The organism is Eisenbergiella sp. OF01-20 (genome assembly GCF_003478085.1).
Taxonomy (GTDB): domain Bacteria; phylum Bacillota; class Clostridia; order Lachnospirales; family Lachnospiraceae; genus Eisenbergiella.
This window is the reverse complement of the sequence record NZ_QUES01000020.1, coordinates 1-17,541: the sequence shown is the minus strand read 5'-3', so window position 1 is coordinate 17,541 and position 17,541 is coordinate 1. Positions and strand designations below refer to the sequence as shown.

14 protein-coding genes are annotated in these 17,541 nt (G+C 51.5%); 11 read left to right on the top strand and 3 right to left on the bottom strand.

All coding sequences use genetic code 11. From position 1 onward, the window contains the following. Positions 1 to 121: 121 nt before the first annotated feature. From DXA36_RS20385 to DXA36_RS20350, 8 genes are all read left to right on the top strand, one after another. Complete coding sequence (locus tag DXA36_RS20385) at positions 122 to 1,396, top strand: L-cysteine desulfidase family protein (RefSeq protein ID WP_118681299.1); 1,275 nt, start codon at positions 122 to 124, stop codon at positions 1,394 to 1,396. A 118-nt stretch (positions 1,397 to 1,514) separates the two neighbouring features. Beyond that, the gene (locus DXA36_RS20380; RefSeq protein WP_118681298.1) at positions 1,515 to 2,492 is read left to right on the top strand and encodes a uroporphyrinogen decarboxylase family protein; all 978 of its coding nucleotides are present in this window, start codon (positions 1,515 to 1,517) and stop codon (positions 2,490 to 2,492) included. A gap of 93 nt (positions 2,493 to 2,585) precedes the next feature. Further along, the gene (locus DXA36_RS20375) at positions 2,586 to 3,908 is read left to right on the top strand and encodes an ABC transporter substrate-binding protein (RefSeq protein WP_118681297.1); all 1,323 of its coding nucleotides are present in this window, start codon (positions 2,586 to 2,588) and stop codon (positions 3,906 to 3,908) included. Positions 3,909 to 4,032: 124 nt separating this feature from the next. Then, entirely contained in the window at positions 4,033 to 4,947 is a 915-nt protein-coding gene (locus DXA36_RS20370) for a carbohydrate ABC transporter permease (protein ID WP_118681296.1), read from the top strand. 11 nt (positions 4,948 to 4,958) lie between these two features. Next, positions 4,959 to 5,786, top strand: a complete 828-nt coding sequence (locus DXA36_RS20365) for a carbohydrate ABC transporter permease (protein ID WP_118681295.1) — start codon at positions 4,959 to 4,961, stop codon at positions 5,784 to 5,786. Positions 5,787 to 5,790: 4 nt separating this feature from the next. Further along, positions 5,791 to 7,104, top strand: coding sequence for a M20/M25/M40 family metallo-hydrolase (locus DXA36_RS20360; protein WP_118681294.1), 1,314 nt, complete (start codon positions 5,791 to 5,793; stop codon positions 7,102 to 7,104). Positions 7,105 to 7,134: 30 nt separating this feature from the next. Then, positions 7,135 to 8,202, top strand: coding sequence for a M24 family metallopeptidase (locus DXA36_RS20355; RefSeq protein ID WP_118681293.1), 1,068 nt, complete (start codon positions 7,135 to 7,137; stop codon positions 8,200 to 8,202). Between the two features lie 38 nt (positions 8,203 to 8,240). Continuing rightward, on the top strand, positions 8,241 to 9,422 hold the full coding sequence (locus DXA36_RS20350) for an iron-containing alcohol dehydrogenase (protein ID WP_118681292.1): 1,182 nt from the start codon (positions 8,241 to 8,243) through the stop codon (positions 9,420 to 9,422). A gap of 64 nt (positions 9,423 to 9,486) precedes the next feature. On the opposite strand, the gene trxB is transcribed toward DXA36_RS20350, so the two are convergent. After that, positions 9,487 to 10,401, bottom strand: a complete 915-nt coding sequence (gene trxB / locus DXA36_RS20345) for a thioredoxin-disulfide reductase (protein WP_118681291.1) — start codon at positions 10,399 to 10,401, stop codon at positions 9,487 to 9,489. Between the two features lie 37 nt (positions 10,402 to 10,438). After that, positions 10,439 to 10,765: a thioredoxin gene (gene trxA, locus DXA36_RS20340; protein ID WP_118681290.1), complete on the bottom strand. Its 327-nt coding sequence runs from the start codon at positions 10,763 to 10,765 to the stop codon at positions 10,439 to 10,441. 216 nt (positions 10,766 to 10,981) lie between these two features. On the opposite strand from trxA, the gene DXA36_RS20335 reads away from it, so the two are divergent. From DXA36_RS20335 to DXA36_RS20325, 3 genes are all read left to right on the top strand, one after another. Further along, complete coding sequence (locus DXA36_RS20335; RefSeq protein WP_118681366.1) at positions 10,982 to 12,421, top strand: spore germination protein; 1,440 nt, start codon at positions 10,982 to 10,984, stop codon at positions 12,419 to 12,421. Between the two features lie 103 nt (positions 12,422 to 12,524). Further along, on the top strand, positions 12,525 to 13,808 hold the full coding sequence (locus DXA36_RS20330) for an ABC transporter substrate-binding protein (RefSeq protein WP_118681289.1): 1,284 nt from the start codon (positions 12,525 to 12,527) through the stop codon (positions 13,806 to 13,808). Next, positions 13,805 to 16,759, top strand: coding sequence for a hybrid sensor histidine kinase/response regulator (locus DXA36_RS20325; protein WP_118681288.1), 2,955 nt, complete (start codon positions 13,805 to 13,807; stop codon positions 16,757 to 16,759). The genes DXA36_RS20330 and DXA36_RS20325 overlap by 4 nt, the downstream gene beginning before the upstream one ends. 195 nt (positions 16,760 to 16,954) lie before the next feature. Here DXA36_RS20325 and DXA36_RS20320 read toward each other — a convergent pair. Then, a partial coding sequence (locus tag DXA36_RS20320) for an S-layer homology domain-containing protein (protein WP_182479186.1) occupies positions 16,955 to 17,541 on the bottom strand: 587 nt, incomplete at its 5' end.

Below are 17,541 nucleotides of genomic sequence, written 5' to 3'. Positions count from 1 at the left end.
TTAATCTACAAATGTTGCTAATATGATTAATAAAATATAATTAAGATACTTTGCATAATATTAAATGGATTTGTTTTTTGACGAATCCCTGTCTTACTGTTATGATAGGAGCGGTTAAAGGATGAGCGTATGTGACAGGCATATCTATGAAAATTATTTGAAAATACTGCATTCGGAGCTGATACCGGCAATGGGATGTACGGAACCAATTGCCATAGCGTATGCGGCCGCCAGACTCCGGGAGGTGCTGGGTAAGATCCCGGAGAGTATGACGGCTTGCTGCAGCGGTAATATTATCAAAAATGTAAAAGGGGTTGTGGTGCCCAACGCAGGCGGTTTAAGAGGCGTGGAAGCAGCCGCCGTACTGGGGGCGGTCGCGGGAAAGGCGGAACGGGAGCTGGAAGTGATCAGCGAGGTGACACCCGAAGAGCAGGCGGAGGTGAAAAGGCTGTGTGAAAAAGGAATGTGCAGCTGTTCGCTTGTGACGGGAGAAGAGAACCTGTACATCAGGATAAGCGGAAAAGCAGGTAAGGATCAAGCTTCGGTCGTGGTACAGGGAGCGCATAACCATATTGCACGGATTGAAAAAAACGGAGAAGTATTGTTTGAACAGCCCCAGATTCAAACAGAGGAATCCGGGGATAAATCACTTCTGAATATCCGGGACATTCTGCAGTTTGCCAAAGAGGTGACTGTAGACGAAGTAAAGATGCTGCTGGACAGGCAGATTTCCTTTAATTCCGCAATCTCGGAAGAAGGCCTGTCCCATAACTGGGGGGCGGAGGTTGGCCGTACCCTGTACGAAACGGAAGGCAACGGCCTGAAAACCAGGATTAAGGCTGCCGCGGCAGCAGGATCGGATGCCAGAATGAGCGGGTGCTCCCTGCCGGTGGTAATCAATTCAGGTTCGGGAAACCAGGGCATCACCGTATCCATGCCCGTTATTGTGTATGCGGGGGAAACAGGGGCGGATGAGGAAATGCTCTACAGGGCCTTGATCGTTTCCAACCTCATTTCCGTACACCAGAAAAGATATATTGGTAATTTATCCGCATATTGCGGAGCGGTATCTGCGGGAACGGCGGCCGTATGCGGGATTGCTTATCTGGATGGGGCGGATTATGACATAATCGGCCGGATTATCATAAATTCCCTGGGTAACGTGGGCGGAATCGTCTGCGATGGGGCGAAGTCCTCCTGCGCTGCCAAAATAGCCAGCGCCGTGGAAGCCGGGCTGCTCGCTTATGAAATGGCGAAGAACGGTAGAACCTTCGCTTTCGGAGAAGGGCTGGTGGAAGGAGACTATGAACAGACCATCCGTAATATCGGCAGAATGGGCAGGGAAGGAATGAAAGCCACCGATGAAGAGATTCTTCATATTATGATAGGCGCATAGGACAGCATACATAGCGGACTGTGAAAGCTTTCCGGACAGCAAGATGCCGGAAAAAACAAAAAAGAGTTCAGGCCGTCCCGGGAAGGATGGCTTGCATATAAAAAGGAGGAAATGAAAAATGGATAAAAGAACAAGAGTCTTAAACGCAATGAACAAAAAGGAGGTGGATCACGTTCCGGTGGGCTTCTGGTTCCATTTTGGCGGGGAAGAAGCCTCCGGCCAGGGCTGTATAGACGCACATCTGAAGTATTACCGGGAAACCGATCTGGATTTTGTAAAAATCATGTGCGACGGTTATTTCCCGTATCCCCTGCCGGAAATCAAAACGGCGGCGGACTGGAAAACCATACAGCCGTTAACCGCAGATCATCCCTTTATCAGGGAACAGGTGGAAAGGGCTAAAGCTATTGTGGCGGAAATCGGAAAAGAACGCTGCGTATTCTACAATGTATTCGCCCCCTTTTCCTCCCTGCGTTTCGGTGCCGAAGCAGTGGGCGTTACGGATGATATGGTAATGGAATACATCCGGGAAGATAAAAACGCGGTAATGCAGGCGCTGGATGTAATTGCACAATCCAATGCCCTTCTGGCACAGCTGCTCATCACAGAAGCGGGCTGTGACGGTGTTTATTACTGCGTGCAGGGAGGGGAATATGATCGTTTTACCCCCGAAGAATACCGGAAAACCATCACGCCCAGCGACATGTATGTCCTGGAACATGCCAACCGTTTTTCCGACAACAATATTATACATATGTGCGGCTGGGCAGGTAACAGGAACCAGCTGGCAATCTGGCAGGATTATCCGGCCAAGGTAGTAAACTGGGCTGTGTTTGTGGAAGGGCTGACCCTGGATGCAGGACGTTATTTTATTGGCGGAAGAACCTCCCTGGGCGGTTTTGAAACCCATTGGGATGAACATACCCAGCAGGGAATCCTCTATACCGGAACTAAAGAGGAGCTGCAGAAGTATACCACCGATTTGATTCTTAACCATGGGAAAATCGGCCTGATGCTGGGCGGGGACTGCACCATCGACGCCAAGCTGGACTGGGAAAGAATCCGTTGGATTGTGGAAGCGGCAAGGAGCATCTGATAAGGAAAAGGGGGGCCGGGTGTGGGTATGGCAGCACCCGGAAAATAGCTTCAAAATAGGAAAAAGCATCTGAAAATAGAAAGGAAATGGATTATGAAAAAGTGGAATAAATTAATGGCACTGGGAATGGCATTATGCCTGGGTTTGGGGCTGACCGCATGCGGAGGCAAGGCAACGGATACTGCCGGCGAAGCCGCTGCCGAACCACAGAGCGCCGCAGCATCCACGGCAGAGGAACCGGCGGCTTCCGGGGAAGCGGACAGCGGGGAAAAGACCTATGAGCCAACCACGCTTACCTTCTGGAACGGATTTACCAGCACGGACGGGGAAGTGCTCCAGCAGATTGTGGATGACTTTAACGCTGCCAATGAATGGAACATCACCATTGAGATGGATGTAATGCCCTGGGCCACCTTTAATGAAAAGCTTCCCGCAGCCATAGCTGCAGGCAATGCGCCCGATTTTGTCCTTTGTTCCTCCGGCTACTATGCCCCCTATGTGGAAGCAGGCAGTTTCCAGGATGTGGCGGATTTCTATGAACTGCCTGAAGTGAATGCCGATGATTTCGACAAGAACGTGGTGGATCTGCTGTATTATGACGATTTATGCGTAGGTATTCCCATGCAGATGGTTTCCCATTATTTCTATTGGGATAAAGACCTGTACGAAGCGGCGGGCCTGGATCCGGAATCCCCTCCGGAAACCTTTGAAGAACTGGTGGAAAATGCAAAGCTGCTTACCGATAAGAGTAAAAACCAGTATGGCTTCTGTGTACCCACCAACAACAACGTAACGGCCCAGTACACCATGTATGCGTACGGCGGCGGTTATGTGAATGAGGACGAAACCCAGGCGGTATTCAACTCCGAAGAAAACGTAAAAGCCTTTGAAACCCTGAAAACCCTGTATGAATGTTCTCCCAAGGATTCCGACGACAATACCTACATCAGCGGCCAGCTGGGCCAGTTCATCAACGGGCCCTGGATCATCAACGGCCTGCGTGAAAACGAGATCAATTATGGGGTAAAGGCCGTTCCTTCCTGTGTGGGTGTAGAACAGGATGCGGCAGTCATCCCGGTAGGTTTTTCCATTCCCAAAACCACCTCTGAGGAGCATAAGGAACTGGTTTACAAATTCGTCAACTACTGGAATTCCGAAGAAATCGGCACCAAATGGACAAAGGAATGCGGCACCCCTGCCTACCTGATTTCCGCACAGGCTAATTTTGCCGATGATCCGCAGACGCTGGCACTGTCCGAGCCTCTTTCCTACGGACATATCGAATGCAAGAAAAACGGTGTGAACACAATATCCACAGACGGTTTGTATCCTGCTATGGAAGAAATTTTCGCAGGAGCCGATATCAAGGCCACACTGGATAAATACAACGATGTTATCCAGGGGATTTTAAAATAGTAAATTCTGATGTAACGGTGAAGGTACCGGAACAGATACATGCAGAAACGTTTTGATAAAGGATGCTGCTGCCGGCACAGTACCCTGTCGGCGGCGGCATCCTTTCTGCAGAAGGGAGCCGAGGATGGAAAAGAGCAGCCCGATCAAACGATTTACAGCAAAATGGACGGGAAAGGACAGGGTGGGATACCTGTTCATTTTTCCCGCAATACTCGTATTATTTGTATTTACTATTATTCCCTTAGTGATTTCATTCATTATCAGCCTGACAAACCTGGATATTTTCCTGGCATTGCCCGATTTTGTGGGGCTGGAAAATTTCAAGCGCACACTGGGGGACGAACGGGTCTGGAATGCGTTTAAAAACACCTTTTACTATGTGGTGATATCCGTGCCGATCCAGTTGATTATTGCGCTGGTACTGGCCTACTGGCTGTACAAACCCACCCGTTTTAATAAGATGTGCCGATCTGTTTTTTATGTACCGGTGCTGTGTTCCTTTACCGCCATCGGTATCTTATTCAACCTGATACTGAATTCCACGGTGGGTTATATCCCTTACTTAATCAGTCTCGTATGCGGCGAACCCATAGCCCTGCTCAGTGAAGTACGGTTCGCAATGCCCATCATTATTTTTATATCCGTCTGGAAGGCCTTCGGCAAAACACTGATTATCCTGGTAGCCGGTATCAATGATATCCCGTCCACCTATTTTGAAGCTTCGGAGATCGACGGGGCCACGAAAACACAGCAGTTTTTCCATATCACCCTGCCCAACCTGCTTCCCACCATTAATTTTACTCTGCTGACCACCATAATCGGTGCTTTCCAGGTTTTCGACGTGGTTTATGTGACAACAGGGGGAGGCCCTCTTTACAAAACGGAGACGGTGGTGCAGTACATCTATAACAGAGGGTTTTCCGCACCCTATGATCTGGGCTACGCGTCGGCTATGTGTATTGAATTATTCTTTGTCATCGCCGTCATCATTTTGATTTTCAAAGGGTATATGGAACGCAAAATTGCGAAAAACATGTAGGAGGAGACAGGATGAAGAAAAAAATAAAAGGATATGACATTATCAGGATTGTTCTGTGCCTTTTCGTGCTTTTTCTGATCGTGTTCCCGTTTGTCTGGCTGCTCTTAAGCACCTTCAAGCTGCAGAAGGATATCATAAAGTGGCCGCCCACCCTGTGGCCCAAGGCGTGGACAATTAAAAACTACATACAGGTATGGTCCAGGATCCCTCTGGCGGATTACATAAAAAATACGGTAATTTTCGCCGGCGTGGTGTCGGTCTGCTCCGCCCTTCTGGATTCCATGGCCGGCTATGCCTTTGCACGCCTGGAATTCAAGGGAAAGGAAATGATTTTTAATATTGTCCTGCTCACCATGCTGATTCCGTTCCAGATCATCATGATCCCCCTGTATCTGGAGCTGCACACCTTCGGAATCCTGAACACCTATATCGGGCTGATTCTGCCTCGTGTGGCCTCCGCATACGGGATGTTTTTCATGCGATCCTTTTACATGGGGCTACCCAAGAGCCTGGAGGAAGCGGCCAGGATCGACGGAATGAATGAATTCGGGATATTTACGAAAATCATGTTTCCCTTATGCAAACCTGCCTTCGTAACCTTTTTCATTTTCTGCCTCACATCCAACTGGAATGACCTGATTTATCCGCTGATGATGACCAATTCCACCAAAATGAGGACACTCTCCGCGGGACTTGCCATGTTTGTGGGGGAAGGCGTGCGGGAAACCGGGCCGGCTCTGGCGGGCGCACTGATATCCATGCTGCCGCTTCTCCTCTTATACTGCTTTGCCCAGGAATTTTTCGTGGAAGGAATTGCCGTATCCGGCATGAAGGAGTAAAGGAATGTTTGAGAGAATCGGAGAAAAACTGTCCGCTATGGCGGCAATCCCTACGGTAAGCGGAAAAGGGGAGGATGCAGATAACCAAATCGGGAAATACCGGGCCTTTCTGGAAACGGCTTTCCCGTCCCTGTTTGCCTCGGCATCCGTAATACCCGTAGGGGAAGCCCTTCTTCTTTCGCTGGAAGGGTCCGGCAGGCAGGCCCTTCCGGTCCTGTTCACCGGACATATGGATGTGGTTCCGGCTGACGGTACAAAAGGCTGGAGCTATCCGCCGTTTTCCGGCAGGATTGCGGACGGCTGCGTCTGGGGAAGAGGCACGCAGGATATGAAAGGGCCGCAATGCGCGTTACTATCCGCCTTCGATGCCCTGCTGCAAGGCGGCTGGAGGCCCGTGCGGGATATCTGGCTTTATCTGTCCTGCGATGAAGAAACCGGCGGCCATACCACAACCCGGGCGGCGGAGCTTTTACGGAAGAAAAAACTGCATTTTGAAACGGTATTCGATGAAGGCGGCACTATCTGTGAAGATTTTATGGGGCTGGTCAAAGGGAAGGCCGCCTGTTTCGGCATCTCTGAAAAAGGCTCCCTGGAATACCGGTTTACCGCCCTTTCCCAGGGGGGACATTCCGCCAATCCCCCGGCCCATTCGGCTATTGTACGGCTGGCGGACTTCATACATGAAGTGGAATATTCCGGTTTTTTCCGGCGGGAGCTGAGTGAGGGAAACCGGACAATGCTGCGCAGTGCGGCTCCATATGCGCGGCCGGAAATACGGGAAAAGCTTCTTCTGGCAGCAGACGAGCGGCAGAGTTATCCGGTTCTGCATGAAATCTGTAAGGATGCCGGGACCCTTCTGGGTGCGACCATCGCTTTTACCATGATAGAAGGAGGGACCGCTTTTAACGTGATGCCCAAAAAGGCGGTGCTGACAGCTAACGTACGTGTGCCCTCCACGGAAACCGTGGAAGAAATAACCGGAAAACTGGAACGGGCGGCCGGGAAACACGATCTGCTGTGTGAGCTGGCGGGAGGCAGAGGGGCCGCGCCGGAAAGCCCCACGGACGGGCCGGGATACCTGGCGATGAAGGCCAGTGTGGAGGAAATCTGGCCGGAACTGCCGGTCATCCCCTTTGTCCTGGGCGGCGGTACGGACTCCAGACATTTTCTGGAGCTGACGGATGAAGTACTGCGTTTTTCCCCCATGTATGCCACCCCGGAACAGGGAAGAGGTGTCCATGGGGATAACGAATACGCCTCCATACAGGCGGTAAGAGAAGCGGCAGAGTGCTATACTGTCCTGCTGAAAAAAATGTAGCGCGCTTTTGGTGCGCGGATAGGAGCGATTATGGATAAAATAAGCAGACTGCAGCGGGCCATGCCTTCTTCCATGGAGGCCGTAATCCTGCGGGACGGCGCCAACCGTTTTTACCTGACAGGTATGAAGTCCTCCGCAGGCACGGTGCTGATCACCAGAAAGAAAGCCTGGCTTCTCATTGATTTCCGTTATTTTGAACAGGCGCAGGCAAAGGTAAAAAACTGCTGTGTAATCGAAGAAAAAAATTGGTGTTCCCAGGTAAAAAGCCTCCTTGGACAGGAAGGCATCGCATCCCTCTCCCTGCATACCGGGCTGGTAACGTTAGAAGAATACAGACAGATGCAGGCGGATTTGGCAGGAATCTCCCTGGACGCGTCGGACGGCCTCGCCCTGCTCATGGATTCGCTGAGAAGGGAAGAGGACGAGGAAGAAATTGCCTGCCACAGAAAAGCCCAGCAGATTACGGATCACACCTTTTCCCATATTTGCGGCCTCATAAAACCCGGCATGACGGAAATCGACATAGCAGGAGAAATCGGTGCCACCCTGACCAGGCTGGGTTCGGATGAGAAAACCTTTAACTTTATCGTCGCCTCCGGGCCGAACAGTTCCCTGCCACACGGTTTTGCAACAAACCGGCTGATCCGGAAAGGGGACTTTATCACTATGGACTTCGGGGCCGTATATGGGGGATATCTGGCGGATATGACCCGGACGGTGGCTGTGGGCAACGTGACGGAAGAGCAGCGGAAGGTTTATGAGACAGTCCGGGAAGCACAGAAAAGGGCTTTTGATGTGATCCGCCCCGGAGCGGTATGCCGGGAGGTGGATGCCGCCGCCCGGAACTATATCTACAAAGAGGGCTACGAAGGTTGTTTTTCCCATGGGCTGGGACACAGCGTAGGTGTGGAGGTCCATGAGAACCCCCGGTTCAATGAGGTATGCGGCGACCGGCTCATCCCGGGTATTGTGATAACGGTGGAGCCGGGCATCTATCTGAAAGGGAAATTTGGAGTCAGGATAGAAGATATGATCGTGATCCGGGAAAACGGATTTGAGAATCTGACCAATAGCCCGAAGGAATTACTTATATTATAAGGCAACCCGGCTTTGCCGGAATAAGAAAGGGAACAACGATGAACGGATTTGAATTTCAATGTGCCACCAAAATGATTTTTGGCAGGGAGAAAGAGCTGTGTGTGGGAGAAGAACTGAAAAAACAGGGGGCTTCCAGGGTTCTTCTCGTTTACGGCGGCACCTCCATTAAAAAAAGCGGCCTGTATGACAAGGTGGTAAAAGCCTTGGACGAAGCCGGGCTTTCCTTTGATGAACTGCCCGGCGTGGTGCCGAACCCCCGGGTATCCCTGGTGAGAAAAGGAATCGGATTATGCCGGGAAAAAGAGGTTGATTTCCTTCTTGCCGTTGGCGGCGGAAGCGTCATTGATACCTGTAAAGCCATATCCTTCGGCGTTTTCTATGAAGGCGATGTCTGGGACCTGATATCCGGGAAGGTAAAACCCGGAGACAAAAGGATACCGGTAGCGGATATCCTCACCCTGCCTGCCGCAGGCAGCGAAGAAAGTGACAGTTGTGTCATCTCTGATGAAACCATTCCTATGAAAACCGGCTTCGGTTCGCCTCTGATGCGTCCGGTTTTCTCCATAATGAATCCGGAACTGACCTATACCCTTCCTCCTTACCAGACCGCCTGCGGCTGTATGGATATCATGGCCCATGCCATGGAACGGTACTTCAGTCCGACGGAACACGTGGAGATGACGGATCGGGTGGCGGAAGGCATTCTGGCCACCGTAATCCACAACCTGCCGATAGCCTTGGAAAACCCCCGGGATTATGCCGCAAGGGCGGAAATCATGCTGTGCGGCACCTGGGCGCAGAATGACATGACGGGCTGCGGAAGGCAGCAGGACTGGTTCAATCACGGACTGGAGCACCAGATCAGCGGCTTCTATGATATCGCCCACGGAGCGGGGCTGGCCATATCCTTTCCCGCCTGGATGGAATACCTGTGCACCAAACAGGAATGCGTCCCCAAGCTGGCCCAGATAGCGGTCCGTGTATGGAATGCCCCGATGAACTTTGAAAACCCTGCGGAAACGGCAAAAGAAGGGATAAAAAGACTGCGCGGCCTCATCCGGGAAGCCGGCCTGCCCTTAACCCTGGGCGAAGCCGGCGTAGGGTCGGAAAGGTTCCAAGAGATTGCGGATGCCATGACGGATAAAGGAAGCCATACCTGCGGGGCTTTCTATCCCATGAGCAGGGATGATATTCTTTCATTGCTTCAAAATATGGCATAATAACAGGAACAGAGGATGGGCTTTTACCGGCGCCGGTAAAAGCCCATCCCTTTGTAATTGTGCATTACATTAAATATTCTTCCACATAGTGGGAGGCGGTGGCCCCGTCGGCCGCGGCGGTTACGATTTGGCGCAGGGCTTTGGTACGTACATCGCCTACGGCAAAAACGCCGTCAATATTGGTGCGGGTGCTTTCATCCGCGATGATATACCCCTGGGGATCCAGCTCTAACTGGCCTGCGAACAACGCCGTATCGGGGACACGCCCCACGGCCACAAAAACGCCGTCAGCGGGAATTTCCCTGGTGGTACCGTCTTTTACATTCTCCACACGCACGCCGGTCACCCGCTTATCGTGCAGGATTTCCGTGATTTTGCTGTCCCAGATGAATTCCACCCCGCTTTTTTCCAGAGGCTCCATATAAATACGGGAGGCCCGCAGGCTGTCACGGCGGTGTACCAGATATACCTTACTGCATATTTTGGAGAGGAACAGGGCGTCGGCCGCGGCGCTGTTTCCGCCTCCGGCAATGACTACGGTCTTGTTCCGGTAAATCTGGCCGTCACAGGCCGCGCAATAGGCCACGCCCCTTCCCCGCAGCTGCCGTTCCTCCACAAGCCCCAGCTCCCTGGGAGAGGCTCCCGTGGCCACAATCACACTCCTGGCGGATACCGGTCCGGAAGAAGTGGTTATCTGTTTGATTTCCGGTTCCAGATCCACAGAACTCACCTCTGCATATTCGGTCTCCACACCGAAACGCTGGGCGCCGCGCTGCATCTTTTCTCCCAGCTCAAAGCCGTCTATCCCCTCATCAAAACCGGGATAATTATCCACCTGTCCCGTAGTGGCCATCTGGCCGCCTGCGGAAAGCTTCTCAAGCACAAGGACGGAGTAACCGCTTCTGGCACAATACAGCGCCGCGGAATATCCGCCCGGCCCTCCTCCGATAACTGCCACATCATAAAGGTCTTTTTTCATTCGGATTCCCTTCTTTCTATATAAAACGGAAATGGTATCACTCCACGCCGTTTTCCTTCAGCCAGTCCGTTACCTGCACCTTTGCCTGGGGCGCTACCAGGTATACGGGTTCTTTCCCCTTTTGGAATAAGAACAGAGTGGGGATGGTTTCCACATCATAGGAATCAGCCAGCTCCGGCTCTTCGTCAATATCTACTTTACGGATGGAAAGACGGCCTTCATAAGCGCTGTCAAGCTGATCGATAACCGGACTGAGCCTGCGGCAGTATCCGCACCAGGGCGCCCAGAAATCCACCAGAACGGGTATCTCGGACTGCAGTACCTCTTGTTCAAAATTTGCTTTTCCAATTGCTGTAACAGACATATGAATATCCTCCTTATCTTTTGTTGTGTTTGTATGATTTTATTCTGTAAAAATTGTGATTACAGTTTATACTGTAACTATAATGTTTACAGAAATGATTGTCAAGAGGAAATTAAAAATTTTTATAAGAATAGGGATTTTAATGCCGGCACATACTATCATGAAAAAGATCCTGAAAAACAGGTTGTCCGCCTGAAGGACAGAGGGAGAAAGATTATGAGAAGGCTTTCCTCACAGATTGATACCAACATACAGACAGCGAAGGAGATTCTGCCTATTGGAATCAGCTTCGACCTCATAACCAGGGATTTGTTCCTGGGAGATACAAGAGGCTATTGGATCGGCATTAATGGCTTCTGCAGGACGGAAATTCTGCAGCAGATTTTTTCGGATCTCCAGAATCCTCTTTATATGAAAGACTCCTGCATCGAAGATATCCGGCATTATATGAATGCCAAAATCGGCTATGCCCAGGCAACCCTAACGCAGGACTGGGAAGAAATCGTCAAAAATGTCCTCAGCGGGCCTTCCGTCCTGCTGATTGACGGCTTTGACCAGGCCATCATTATCGATGTACGTACCTATCCTGCCAGAAGCATAGGGGAGCCGGATACGGAAAAGGTTACCCGGGGGGCCAGGGATGGTTTTGTGGAAACCATGCTGTTTAATACCAATCTGATACGGCGCAGGATCCGTTCCCCGCAGCTCACCTTTGAAGTGAAAAGCGTGGGTTCGGAAAGCAAGACGGATGTGGCAATCGCATATATGAAGGATTCCGTAAATGAGGACCTCCTGGAGTCCCTGCGGGCAAAACTGGACAGCCTGCAGGTGACCGGCCTCACCATGGGCACCAAAAGCCTGGAAGAGCTTCTGGTGCGTAAAAGATGGTATAATCCCCTGCCCAGCGTGCACAGGACCGAACGGCCGGATGTGGCCTGCAGCTTTCTGATGGAAGGGCATCTGCTGCTTATTGTGGACAATTCCCCGGAGGTGCTGATCCTGCCCTGCACCATATTCCAGTTTACCCAGAGTCCGGAGGACTATTACAAAAGCCCTGTGGTGGGGAATTACTTCCGGCTGGTACGCTTCGGCTGTATTTTTATCAGCCTGCTCCTGATGCCCCTCTTTTTGCTGATAACCGCATATTATCCCCATCTTTCCGATGAATGGCAGCTGCTTTCCACCGGCAGGTGGCCGGCTCCCACCCTGATTTTCTATGTGCTTGTGGTGGAATTCGGCCTGGATCTCTTTAAAAATTCCGCTTCTCTGAGCTCCAGCCGTTTTTCCGGTTCCCTGTCCGTGGTGGGCGGACTTATTATAGGCGATATTGCGGTCAGTTTGAACTGGGCGACGGTGGAGGTATTATTTTACGGAGCCATCACCCTTCTTACCAGCCTTTCGCTTTCCAGCATGGAATTCGGGGATGCCATCCGGGTTTACCGTATATTTATTATTGTTATGACCGCTGTTTTCCATCTGTGGGGTTTTCTGGGAGGGCTGATCCTCGTACTGCTGTCCGTCATTACCACCCCCACATTCGGCGGATCCAGTTACTTCTGGCCTCTTTTCCCGTTTAACTGGGCCGCACTGAAAACCCTGCTGTTCCGTTACCCCACGTACCGTGCCCAGCCCAGCCATGTCTGGAAGCATCATTAATAGAAAGTTTGCTTTTAATACCGCTGTTTTTCTGTTACAATAGCTTTATAGATTTAACAGGCTAAATGCTTCTGATAAAACATTTGCCGGAAAGATATATGGTATGAAAGACAAAGGGATTAACTGGAAAAAAGGGATGGCACTATTCTTGCTTCCGGCACTTTTAGCGGCCGGCTGCAGCGGAAGGGGCAAAGTGGAGATCTATACGGAGAATACCGAACCCCGGGTGGAACTCACCTTCTTCGGAAATAAATATGAACCGGAAAATGTAGTGGTTATCGAGGAAATCCTGACTACCTTTATGGAAGAGAATCCGGATATACGCATTTCCTACGAAAGCCTGAAGGGAAATGATTATTATGATGCCCTTATGAAACGGATGAATACCGGAAACGGGGACGATATTTTTATGGTAAACCATGATACGGCGCTGGAGCTGGAAGAGGAAGGAAAGCTTATGGAGCTGTCCGGTCTGGAAACACTGCCGGATTTTTCCGTCCGTGTCATGGATCAGATGGATAAAGACGGGAAAATCTATTGGGTGCCCACCACAGTTTCCGCATTTGGATTATACTGCAATCAGGATCTCCTGAAGGAGCATGGACAGAAAATACCCCAAACCCTTCCGGAATGGGAACAGATATGTGATTATTTTGTGGATCAGGGAATCACACCTGTTATCGCCAACAACGATATTTCCCTGAAAACCCTGGCGATCGGCCGCAGCTTTTATTCGATGTATCAGGAAGGGACGCAGAAGGAGGTTTTCGACAGGATTAATAAAGGGGAGGAATCCCTGGGATCCTGTCTGGAGGATGGGTTTTCCATAGCGGAAGAATTTCTGGAAAAAGGATATATCAATGCAGAGGAAGCCCTGAATACGAAAAAAACTTCTGATGATCTGGCACTTTTTGCAGAAGGAAATACCCCGTTTATGCTGACAGGCGGCTGGGCCGCCGACCGTGTGAAGGCTATGGATCCCGGCTTTTCCTTTACCGTGGTCCCCTACCCTGTCCTGGAGGAGGGAGCGGTTCTGGTGATTAATGCGGATACCCGGATTGCGGTGAACCAGGACAGCCGTTATAAGGAAGAGGCGGAGCGGTTTGTGGAATTCTTCACCACACGGGAAAATATCGGAAAGTTTGCGGATAACCAATGCTCCTTCAGTCCGTTGAACGGAGGGGAGCCTGCATCCTGTGAGGAAATACAGCCGCTCATCGATACGTATCAGGAGGGGAAAACAGTAATAGGCTCCGACAGCGCTTTACAGATGCCGATATGGGATCTCACCGCAGACTGTTCCGTGAAGCTGCTATCCGGTGATGATCTTTCCGAGGTTCTGGCGTGGCTCGACGGACAGCTGGCAGCGGGAGGAGAACAACAATGAAAAAGAATGAGACGCGGGCAAGAAGATGGTTCCTTTTTGCCGCCGCCGGGGTAGGTATTTTGCTGGCAGCGCTCACATTCGCTTTTATAAATGAAGTGAGGGAACAGCTGTGGGAGCAGTCTCTGCGTGCGATTACAGAGAGCACCAGTCAGGGTGAGAACGCTCTGGAAATACAGTTAAGAGAAGATTTTGAATCGGTTTATGCGGTGAAGGATTATCTGGAGAGCCTGCCGGCTGATAAGATCGGTTCAGCCGGAGAAGTCATAGAGGCATTTTCGGTTGCCGAGCAGGGCGTCCGGCTTTATTTTCCCGACGGCACCTGTGTGCCGGAATATGACGGTGCGGACCAGAATCTGCCGGATCAGTTCAGCGGGGATACCGGCGTGATCGCTCCCCACATCAGCAGTGCAACCGGAGTCAATGTATTTAATCTGTATTTGAAAGTCCGGTTTGCCGACGGCAGTGTCAGTTATCTGGTGAAGGAATACACGGTCGCAGCCATAGCGGATGAATTCAGTCTGTCCTTTTATAATGGCGCCGGTTTTTCTTACATAGTGGATGCGGAAGGAGAAATCCTGATCCGTTCCCCTCACCCCGGCAGCAATAAAACGGTAAAGAATATATTCGATATGCTTCCCCGTGATAAAAATGACAGCGGTGCCCTGGAAGAATTCCGCCGCTCTCTTCATGACGGAAAAAGCGGCTGGGCTGTTTTTGCCTATGGGGACACCGGTATGGTTTTCTGTTATGTTCCCATGAAAGGGTTATCGGACTGGTATCTACTGTCCATGATTCCGGAAAATGTGGTAAGAGCCCAGACAAATGATATATTGCGGAGGACGTTCCTTTTTGTGGGGGCTATTTCTTTGGCCATTATCCTGCTGGCGCTTGTCTATATCCTGCAAATGAAAAAGGCACATAGAAGGCTGCGTACCCAGGCATCCTATATTGACCGCCTGTACAATGCGGTTCCCGAAGGCGTCGCCCTGGTTTCCCGGGATATTCCGCTGCGTTTCCTTCAGATAAACCAGGAAGGCCTGCGTCTGCTGAATTTTCCCCGGGAGGCCTCCCAGGAGGCCCTTACCGGGAAATATCTCAGCGAATGGATCCATCCGGAGGATTGGGAGGAGACACGGCGCTTTTTCCAGGAGGCTATGGAAACGGAACGGAAAATCACCTATGTCAGCCGTTTCAGCCGGCTGGACGGCACCTACTTCTGGGCCTCGGGCATTATAGAAAAAATGCTGGATGAAGAAGGGGAGACAATCCTCATTGCCACCTTCCACGATATCACCTCAGAAAAGCTGGCCCAGGAAGAGGAAAAGCGGGAGAAGCTTCTGGAACGCAGTACGCTGATCCGGGCCATTTCCGATACCCATGCGGTAATTCTCAGCGTAAACCTGAGTATGGATGCACAAAAAAGCATCTATGCGGCCCCCGGATTTCTGGAAGAGCTTCAGGGGTATGGCAGCTATTCCTCCCTTTTGGAGTATATGGACGGCAGGCTTCATCCGGACTATAAAGAGCGGTTCCGCGTGCGTTTCACGCCGGAACACGTCATGCAGGCGCCGGACTCCCGATCCTCCGAAGTATTCGCCCAGTGCCGGCTCCTTTTGGATGACGGACAGTATCACTGGGTGCTGGTGCAGCTCATTCATGTGGATAATCCATATACCGAGGATCGCCTTGCTATTTTCCTCGCCCGCTGTATTGATGAACAGAAGTATGAGGAGGAACAGCAGAGACAGGCACTGCAGAGCGCTCTGGATACAGCCCGGTCCGCCAATGAGGCGAAAAGTAATTTCCTGTCCAACATGAGCCATGATATCCGCACCCCAATGAATGGGATTATCGGTATGACCGACATAGCCCGGGAACATTTGGACGACAGGGCGCGTATTGAGGACTGTCTGAATAAAATCAGCCTGTCCAGCAACCACCTGCTGAGCCTGATCAATGATATTCTGGATATATCCAAAATCGAAAGCGGTAAATTTGCGCTCAAAGAAGAAGTATTCTCTTATTACCGGCTGATTAGTGAAGTGGCAGAGCTGATGCGGCCCCAGGCAGAAGAAAAACAGCTGGCGCTGGAAGTCCATATTCCTGTCCATTCCCAAGACACCGTGATGGGAGATCCCCTGCGCCTGCGTCAGATCTACGTAAACATTATAAGCAACGCCATAAAATATACGCCGCCGGGCGGCAGGGTAGAGATCGATGTATGGCAGGAGGATGCCGTGAACCGGGGGTACGCAAGCTACGGTTTCCGGTGTGCGGATACGGGAATCGGGATGACCCCGGAATTCCTGACAAGAATCTTCACCCCGTTTGAACGCTCCCGGGAGAATGACGTGGAACAAATAACAGGTACCGGGCTGGGAATGGCTATAACCAAAAATATCATTGACATGATGAACGGAGATATCCAGATTGAAAGCACGCCCGGAAACGGCTCTGTCTTTACCGTTACCGTAGCCCTCCTCCGGAACGAAGCGCTTCCGGCACAGGATACGGATACCCGCTCCCTGCCGGATTCCTCCGGCCTGGGAAAAGACAGGACGTCCTGTTCCTTTAAGGGAAAACGGCTGCTGTTGGCCGAAGATAATGAACTGAACCGCGAGATAGCCCTGGAAATGCTGAAGCCCACCCAAATAGAGCCTGAGACCGCATGCAATGGGGAAGAGGCCCTTCAAATGGTGGCAGACTCCCCTGAAGGTTACTATAACATCATCCTGATGGATATCCAGATGCCCCGGATGGATGGATACGAAGCGACACGGGAAATAAGGAAGCTTGATCGCTCCGACGTCTCCGCCCTGCCCATCGTGGCAATGACTGCAAACGCGTTTGCCGAAGATGTGCGTGACGCGCTGCGCGCGGGCATGAACGCCCACATTTCCAAACCGATTGAACGGAAGAAACTGCTTGATACCATAGGCAGCCTGTTATAGATGCCTTAAAAAGGAGGAGCGAACCGCGGCTGGCCGGATAGTTGGAGCAAACGGTATTTATCAGATCACGATTTCTATCAGTGCAGAAGCCGCCGCGGAACCGGACGAAGTACAAGCATACCTGAAGGAAGGAGATAAAACAGGAGCCAATAGCAGCACGGCCTTCTTAAAGCGGATGCTTAATGCAGTGGGAAATTACCTCCTCGCCCCGTCCGGGCCGACTTCATAGCCGTCCACTTTCGTATTCACAGCCATGATGCCGCTCTCGTCAAAGTAGTACCGCTTTCCGCTGATTTCCCTCCAGCCGGTGACGGCCTTACCGCCCTGGTAGTAGAGCAAATGGCCGGAATCGTTCTTTGTCCAGCCGGCAGCCGCGGCCGGGTCAATTATAACTTCTATAAACCGGCGCAGCACCGCCGAACCTTCCGCGCGGGTGGCGTTTCCCTGCGGGTCGAAGCGGTTCCCGTCTTTGCCTCTCACGATCCCGGCCCGCTGCATGGCGGCGACTTCCTTTGCCGCCCACGCGCTGATCTGATTACTGTCCGCGAAGGTGACGGACGCAAGCGGGGTGGGAATGGAGTAGCCCATCTGTCCGGCGTAGTTCACCATCATCACCGCCATCTGTTCCCGCGTCACCGGCGCGTCGGGGCTGAACAGCTTATCGCCGGTTCCCTTGACGATGTTTTTCTGCGCCGCCCACTCCACATAGGCCGCATAATAGGCGTCGGACTTTACGTCGGTGAAGCTGCGGGTTTTGTAGCTGTCCGGGTTAATGCCAGCCA